General features: G+C 38.5%; 6 protein-coding genes and 2 pseudogenes. 7 read left to right on the forward strand and 1 reads right to left on the reverse strand.

Annotated elements, in window-relative coordinates:
- The first annotated feature begins 2 nt into the window (after positions 1–2).
- The 4 genes from VB797_RS34385 (at position 3) to VB797_RS34400 (ending at position 4,812) form a co-directional block, all read left to right on the forward strand.
- Complete coding sequence (locus tag VB797_RS34385) at positions 3–665, forward strand: hypothetical protein (RefSeq protein ID WP_323242295.1); 663 nt, start codon at positions 3–5, stop codon at positions 663–665.
- Positions 666–732: 67 nt separating this feature from the next.
- Complete coding sequence (locus VB797_RS34390; protein ID WP_323242296.1) at positions 733–1,071, forward strand: hypothetical protein; 339 nt, start codon at positions 733–735, stop codon at positions 1,069–1,071.
- Positions 1,071–3,938: a hypothetical protein gene (locus VB797_RS34395; RefSeq protein ID WP_323242297.1), complete on the forward strand. Its 2,868-nt coding sequence runs from the start codon at positions 1,071–1,073 to the stop codon at positions 3,936–3,938. The genes VB797_RS34390 and VB797_RS34395 overlap by 1 nt, the downstream gene beginning before the upstream one ends.
- On the forward strand, positions 3,892–4,812 hold the full coding sequence (locus tag VB797_RS34400; RefSeq protein WP_323242298.1) for a hypothetical protein: 921 nt from the start codon (positions 3,892–3,894) through the stop codon (positions 4,810–4,812). Before VB797_RS34395 ends, VB797_RS34400 begins: the two co-directional genes overlap by 47 nt.
- A gap of 41 nt (positions 4,813–4,853) precedes the next feature.
- Here the strand turns inward: VB797_RS34400 and VB797_RS34405 are convergent.
- A pseudogene (locus VB797_RS34405) lies at positions 4,854–5,254 on the reverse strand (four helix bundle protein).
- Positions 5,255–5,282: 28 nt separating this feature from the next.
- Between VB797_RS34405 and VB797_RS34410 the strand changes: the two are divergent.
- The 3 genes and pseudogenes from VB797_RS34410 to VB797_RS34420 all read left to right on the forward strand — a co-directional run.
- Entirely contained in the window at positions 5,283–6,449 is a 1,167-nt protein-coding gene (locus tag VB797_RS34410; RefSeq protein WP_323242299.1) for a hypothetical protein, read from the forward strand.
- 168 nt (positions 6,450–6,617) lie between these two features.
- Positions 6,618–7,220: a hypothetical protein gene (locus VB797_RS34415; RefSeq protein ID WP_323242300.1), complete on the forward strand. Its 603-nt coding sequence runs from the start codon at positions 6,618–6,620 to the stop codon at positions 7,218–7,220.
- 37 nt (positions 7,221–7,257) lie between these two features.
- Positions 7,258–7,440 (forward strand): annotated as a pseudogene (locus tag VB797_RS34420) (hypothetical protein); the annotation flags it as partial.

Below are 7,440 nucleotides of genomic sequence, written 5' to 3' on the forward strand. Positions count from 1 at the left end.
GTATGTACAGTAACAATGAACATGATTCTGTTGATGGGTTGTGCGAAGAAAAGAAGTTAAAATATGCTGCTAAGAATATTTACTATTATGGTATTCTACCATTTTTACCCAGCTTTGTATGGACGAAAACAGATACCAAAACAAGCTTATTTTTAGGATTTAGCTTAGTTTATTTGACAGTAAAAGAACCACTTTTAATCTCAATTATTTTATCCCTATCCTTATTTTTCTACTGTTTAAATAGAATCGTCAGCTTCATCCCAATATTCAACCACTTCGTAAAAGCAAAAATTCGCTTTTGGCATATCGCAGGAATAATTATTGCACTAACTGCAACTCTAACAGTATTTGAATTGCCAGCACAAGCAATTTTCTTAAGCGGATTGGAACAGTTTCTAACAGATATTGCCGAACAAAGTTCTTCAGGGGGAACAAGTTCAATTGACCCGGAAGCAATCACTTTAGTATTTAATGCAATCCGTGGAGTCTTTTTGCTGTTAGTTGGGGTTGCAGCATTATTTGCTTATAACCAAGCACAGCAAGGTAATGACTGGCGACCAATTGCAACTCAAGCAGGTTTAGCAATTGGAATTATTCTCACAATTGATGTTATTACTTTCCTGTTTATTGGTGATGGAACGGGTACTACTGGAGGGGGGGGATAGGAGGAGTGGAGGAGTGGAGGAGTGGGAGAGTGGGGGAGTAATAATTAGTAATTAAAAAGATAGTTGAATGGATTGGGAAAGAGAACCGATTAAAGTAAATAAAATATTAGGAAAACAAGCGGGCTTTGGTCCAATTCCAGCTAATCAAATTTTACCTTGGTTCGCAATTATCACCGTCTCCTACTTTATCTTCGATGGATTGCTCAGTTGGGGAATACCCAAAGTTGCAGTTATCAGTTTTTGGTTAATTCTAAGTTGGTGGTTTGTGACAGGTAAAGACCCGGATAAATATATTAATCGTTTTCGTAAACCCAAAGGTAGCAACTGGATTATCGGTGGAGCAATGTATGTGTCTCCTTTACTTTCTCGGAACATCAGAAATCAACTGAAAAAGCATAAACGCTGATGAAAACTCACATTCCTTCGATAAATTCTATCGACCAAAATAATGGAAAATCACAGTACATTCCCTTTGAAAACGAACTAGACCTCTGCTGCATGGTTCGCATCGAAAGGGATAATCGTAAAGTAGGAGCATTTTTACTCAACCAAGGTGATATCAAAGATGAAAACCAATTTCAAGTAGTTTTTGCATTCCAAATCAAAGGTATCCACAACCAACTTTATCCAGAAGAAATAGCATCAATATCAGCTTCCATCTCCGAAGCTATGAAATCTATCCTTCCAGGAGAAAAATGTACATTTCTTTTAGGACGTTATTCGGATGACTCTGCAAGACTTGAGCATCTTAATAATCTTGCACAAAATTGTTCCTTAAAACTACCCTCCATCTTAATCCGCAACGAACAAGCAAGAGTACAAGAATTGACTCGTAAGGGAGCAAGGTCAATTTGGCAGCAAATAGTATTCTGTACCTGGACTGTAGATAAATTTGGAGAAAATAAAACTGACCCTTTATCTAAATTAATACATTACACAGGTAAAGCCGGACGTTTTTTATTAGATAACGTTACTGGACGAATATCACAAAGGCAAGAACAACTTCTTAATGTCTTATTGATGAAAGCCTATACTCAGGGATTTATTCAATGGGAAATGTTGTTTAATACAAAAGCGGGATTGGAAATTACACCACTTGATGATACACAATTATGGTCTTGGCTATGGAACAGATTTAATAAATATACTGCACCACCGATTCCTCAGCTACTAGTTATCGCAGAAGATAAAGATAGCGGTATTAAATTAACGGAAATCCAAAATTCTGTTAAACACTCCACAACTATCTTGATTTCTGGAGAAAAAGGTAGAAGTTCATGTCCGGAACATCGTCAATGTACAAACCGCGTTTATGTGAAGGACAAAGTATGCGGTGTCTTAACAATGGTAGATACTGTAATCGCATGGACGAGTGCCAGAGAACAAATTGCATGGATGTGGAAAGTTCTGAGTGAAAATCACGTCCGAGATACCGAAGCTTGGGTAGAAATTTCAGGAGCCAACCGTTACCTAACCGAAGACAATCTCCACCGTCAAGCTAAACAAACCAAAGCTGCTAGAGAACGAGCCTTATTTAAAGGAACTGGTAGGGATGTAGGTGCGGAAATTAAGCAGGAAGAGAGCTTTGATGCACAGAAAAAATTATATAAAGGTGCTGTTCCTCTTAACTGTGCAGTTGTCTTCTTAGTTTACCGCGAAAATGCAGAAAGCCTAGACCTTGCGTGTGACTTACTGTGCAACAGTTTTGGTACCGCTAAAGTAGTTAGAGAAAGAAACATTGCGAATCTAATTTGGCTAGAAACTTTACCCATCACCTGGCGAAGAATTTTACATTCAAGTTCAATTCTGAGCGAACGACGGCTGGTATTGGAAAGTGAAACCATCGCAGGTGTTCTACCTCTTACTCTTCCTAAAGAACTTGATAGCCAAGGTGTGGAATTTCTGACTAATCGAGGTGGTAAACCCGTTTGCGTAGACTTATTCACTCACACTCAACACGCATTAATTACAGGTAAAACTGGTTCTGGTAAATCAGTATTGCTGTGGCGATTTATGCTCGATGCTCTATCGCAAGGAATACCAGTAGTAGGGATGGACATACCCGCAGCTGATGGGGAAAGTTCTTTTAAAGTGGCGATCGCACTATTAGGAGATTCGGGTGCATATTTCGATTTATCCCGCGCTTCTAATAATTTGATGGAACCTCCAGATTTACGAGACTTTGATGCTCCAGAACGGGCTTCGCGGATGAAATCGTGGCGTTCGTTTATACGCAATGCTTTGAGCGTCATAGTTATGGGACGTTTAGATGCTCCCCATTTAGCACAACGAGTAGATGCAATTTTGATGCAAGCACTCGATGTGTTTTTAAGTGACCCCGATATCATCGAGCGCTACAATTTGGCATTTTATAAAAGTTGGAAATCTCAAGAATGGCAGGATATACCAACATTAAAGGATTTTGCCCGGTTTTGTACAATTGCACGGTTAAATATTCAGAAACCAGAAGCAATTGACCATCAAGCAATAAATCAAATCACCAGCCAGATTACTGCATTACTGGTAAGTCCTTTAGGAACAGCTATAGGTAAACCGAGCAGTTTTTCGCCGGAACCGATGGTCAAATTCTATGCTCTAACAGGCTTGAGTAACGACCAAGATTCATACACAATGGCTGTTGCAGCAAAAGCAGCCTGTTTACGGGTGGCGCTTTCTCATCTAAAAAGTCTTTTTATCGGCGATGAACTTTCTGTATTGTTCCGCAAAGATGGCTTCAGCGCAATGGTGGGAGAACTCTGCGCTACTGCACGTAAAGACGGATTAAGTATAGTTTTATCAAGCCAAGACCCAGATACAATCTGTCAATCGGTAGCAGCAGCTATGATTATGCAGAATATCAGTTATAGAATTACTGGTTGTATTACTTCAAATGCTGTTGCCTCATTTGAGAAATATCTGTCATATCCGGTTGAAATAATTGCGAGCAATGCTTCCGAATCCTTCTTTCCCCGTCGTTCCGATTTGTATTCTTGCTGGTTAATCGAGAAAGGAGGACGCTTTTGGCAAACCAGATTTTATCCCGGAGAAATGGCTTTAGCTGCAATAGCGACAAATCAAGATGAACGCAGTACACGTCGAGCAATTTTATCCCAATACCCTAATAGCATCAAAGGACAATTACAAGGTTTAGCTAAGTTTACCAGGGCTTATGTTGCATCTATCAAACAGAATAGAAATTTATTGCATATCAATGGAGAAGGTAAAAATGTACCAGAAAAAGATAAAGTTGAAAACAAGGAAACGTATACGTAGATTTCGAGGTAAAAGTAGAGAAGATAGGAAACAAAAAGCAGAAGCTACAAGTAAAAGAATCAATTCAGATAGTTTTGACCTTTATCACTTTTATCTTGTTATCAAAAGTGTTTCAATAATTGGTATGGGAATTATTAGTTTCAATCTGATTGAAATCAGTTCTTCGTTTGCAGCAACCTCAGATATACCGGAAAATCGAAGAGTTACCCAAACGACTAATTCAACATTCAACGAAAACTCATCAAATGAAATTCAAGGATTTATTAATGATGTACGTTCCTTTATTCGCGGCGATTTTTTCGGTAACATTAAGCAGCTCGTTAAAAATTCAATTGGTTCGGTTGATGTCCCCGATTTGGGTCAGGTTGTAAGCGAAATCATGAAAGGTTCGTTTCCATCCGATGGTATTACGTCTAACAAGTTGGAGAATAATATTCCTAATTCCTATGCAATTCGTCAAGATTTAGCTAATCAAAGTGAAAGATTAGGAGCAATTGAAGTAGCGCAGAGTAAAACTCTTTCTAAAACTGCTCAACAGGAGTCTCTAAATACTCTTGAATTGAGTGCTAGTTCCGAGGTTGAATCAAGTCAAATGTCAGATGATTCTCAAAATTCTGATACTTCCCAGCAAATTCTTCAGAACATTTCCCAACAGCTAAAAAATAATACTACTATTTCCGATTTACTCTTAAAAGAAGCGAATCAGTCACGACAAGATAACGCTTTGGGATTAACTTTAACTGCTCAAGCAGCTACAGAACTAAATGCAGTAAATACCAGAGAAAGACAAAGTGCGATCGCAGTTGGGAATCGCGCTGTATCTCAAGGTTCTCTGCTAATGATGCCTGGTGGTTCCGTTTTGGGAAGAGAATAGAGGAGTGGGGGAGGGGGAGAGTGGGAGAGTGGGGGAAAGAATTATTTAGTTTTTTTGGTGTTGACTATCCATTTTTCGCCCATTGTTAATCATGGTAACAAGCATCCCAAGAATAGAGTTATATTTCCGATAAATATCTCTTCCTGCTTCAACATCTAAATATTTACATTGCACCGCAAATTCAATCCAAGTTTGAGTCTCTGCTGCTTCTGCTTCCGAGTCACTAAGTTTTGCAATAAATGCTCCCTCATATCTACGTTTACGCCATGCTTCCGCAAAATTAGCACAAACCGAACGAGAGGAACGACGAATTTGATCAGAAGACGGAATATCTTTCTTCAATCGGAAATTTTTTAGATAACTCGAAGATTAACATTGCCGACTCAAAATACATTTTATAAACTTCTAAATCTTTATGATTTTTGAATGATTCTCTTGTCATCTTTCACTTAATTAAAAATGCAATCAAAATGATTATAGTACAAAAATACTCTGCGATTCTTAATTATCTCTCTCCCCTCTTCCCCCACTCTCCCACTCCCCCACTCCTCCACTCTCCCGCTCCCTCGCTCCTCTCTCAAGTCGATAACTTCTCCGATTCAAGTGTCGGAATTAGTTTAGTCAGAAGTAGTATTGAACTGAGTCAGCAGACAGTTGAATCTTGGAATAAAGTGTGGGGAGACGTAATTAACCCTTCGGGTACATTATGGGCGGGTTTATGTAATCTTGGTACGACGCTTGCAGCTTTGAGCATTATTATGCTTGCCATAAAGATGGCTGCCGATTATCAAGAAAAGCGATTTTTATGGTCGGAGTTAGCTGCATCTTTTATCTATCCATTGGTGATTGCTCTTTTTCTAGGAAGTAACGGTTATTTACTTTCCCAAACTGTACTTATCATCAGAAATATCGGTCATCAACAAGTTGTTAGCGTTCTAGATATTCAACTTGCCGATACAACTTTTAAAAGTGCAATATCTAACGTTACCTTAACCCAGAATGTCAAAACTCAAGTCTCTACAATTTACGCTGAATGTCAGGGGAAGACTGGTAAACCCCTTACCGATTGTCTCCAAGAAAAAAGACCGATTGTAGAACAAATTCTCACTGAAGCTGAAAAACAAAATAATGCCCCGCTAGAACAAGCACGTTTAGCAGTTGCAGAATTAATAGACTTTGTACAAAATCCTGGTACTGTTTTCAATGCTTCTATTTCTTTAATACTAATTACATTTCTATATGCCCTTCAATGGGCTTTTGTTAATATTTTGGAAGCTGCATTAATGATGACTGCAACATTTGCACCAATTGCTTTGGGATTGAGTTTGTTGCCTTTAGGGTCAAAACCAATATGGGCTTGGGCGAGCGGTTTTATATCTTTGTTTGGAGTGCAGTTAGGCTACAACATTGTAGTTGGTTTAGCTGCAACTGTAATTGTTTCTGCTGGCGCTCAAAGTGCTTCCGATTTAGCATTTCTAGCATTTATTAGTATCTTTGCTCCTGCACTTGCATTGTTGATTGCGGGTGGTGGGGGAATTGCACTTTATACAGGTATCAATAGTAGAGTTCCAGCACTTGTAAATGCAGCGTTTGACGGAGTAATTGCTGTAGCTACTGGTTTTGTAGGAAAGGTGTAACAGATGCTTAAATTAAGGCAGGTTCGACGACCTAAGTTATTATTAGATTCCAAAGATATACTCCCCTTATGCTTTATCGGGCTGACAACATTTAGCTTGATAAGCTTTTTATTTCTATTGTATTTAAGTTTTAAAGTTAATCAACTTGCTGCCAGAAAAACAACGTTTGTGCAATTAGTTAACGGTCGCGCTCTAGTTATTTCGGAGCAACACTATTTATATCGTCATCCAGAAGTTATAAAAAATACCGTAAGACAATGGGCTAATTTAACTTTTAATTGGGATGGTATTATTCCTGGAACCAAAGAGTTAGATAAAGGAAGAGATATAGGTAAAGGTAAACGTGTTAGCAATAACGCTTATATTGCTTCATTTCTAATTCAATCAGGCAAAGGGGGATTTCGTCAGGCAGCATTAGAAGCACTTGCTGATATCACGCCTTCCCGCGTATTTGGCGGTCAAGTTCGTTCCAAAATAATTATTTCCTATCTATCTGCTCCCAGACAGGTAAAAATGGGTGAATGGGAAGTTGACATGGTGGCAACAAGAGTATTAGTAAACTTAGCTGGTGGTGCGGATGAGGAAATTAATTTTAATCGTACTTTTAGATTACAAGCTGTAGATATTCCTTCTCCACAATTAAATAAAAATTCGGCATTAGAACAGCAATTATATGAAATTAGAAGTGCAGGTTTGGAAATAACTAAAATTTCTGAGTTTACGGCGGAGAGAGGAGAGGGGGAGGGGGAGAGTGGGGGAGTGGGGGAATGATGGAGTGAGTAATGAAACTAATAAATAGTAATTTTATATGAATAATAATCAAGAAAACTATGATTTGGAATCAGTTGATGATGAATTAACTCCTCAAGAGGAACTAGAAATATCGGGATATCAACCCGAACAAGTAGCTTTAATTGACCAAGAATTTTTAATTGAACGAGATAACGAACAAGCAGAACCACAATCAGGAAGCGAAAATCCTTTAATTAGG

Origin of the sequence: Rivularia sp. UHCC 0363 (genome assembly GCF_034931125.1) — a bacterium.
GTDB lineage: Bacteria > Cyanobacteriota > Cyanobacteriia > Cyanobacteriales > Nostocaceae > Rivularia.

Coding starts and splice junctions, on each gene's coding strand:
- VB797_RS34395 (WP_323242297.1), top strand. CDS start 1,071: ATGAAAACTCACATTCCTTCGATAAATTCTATCGACCAAAATAATGGA.
- VB797_RS34400 (WP_323242298.1), top strand. CDS start 3,892: ATGTACCAGAAAAAGATAAAGTTGAAAACAAGGAAACGTATACGTAGA.
- VB797_RS34410 (WP_323242299.1), top strand. CDS start 5,283: ATGATTATAGTACAAAAATACTCTGCGATTCTTAATTATCTCTCTCCC.
- VB797_RS34390 (WP_323242296.1), top strand. CDS start 733: ATGGATTGGGAAAGAGAACCGATTAAAGTAAATAAAATATTAGGAAAA.
- VB797_RS34385 (WP_323242295.1), top strand. CDS start 3: ATGTACAGTAACAATGAACATGATTCTGTTGATGGGTTGTGCGAAGAA.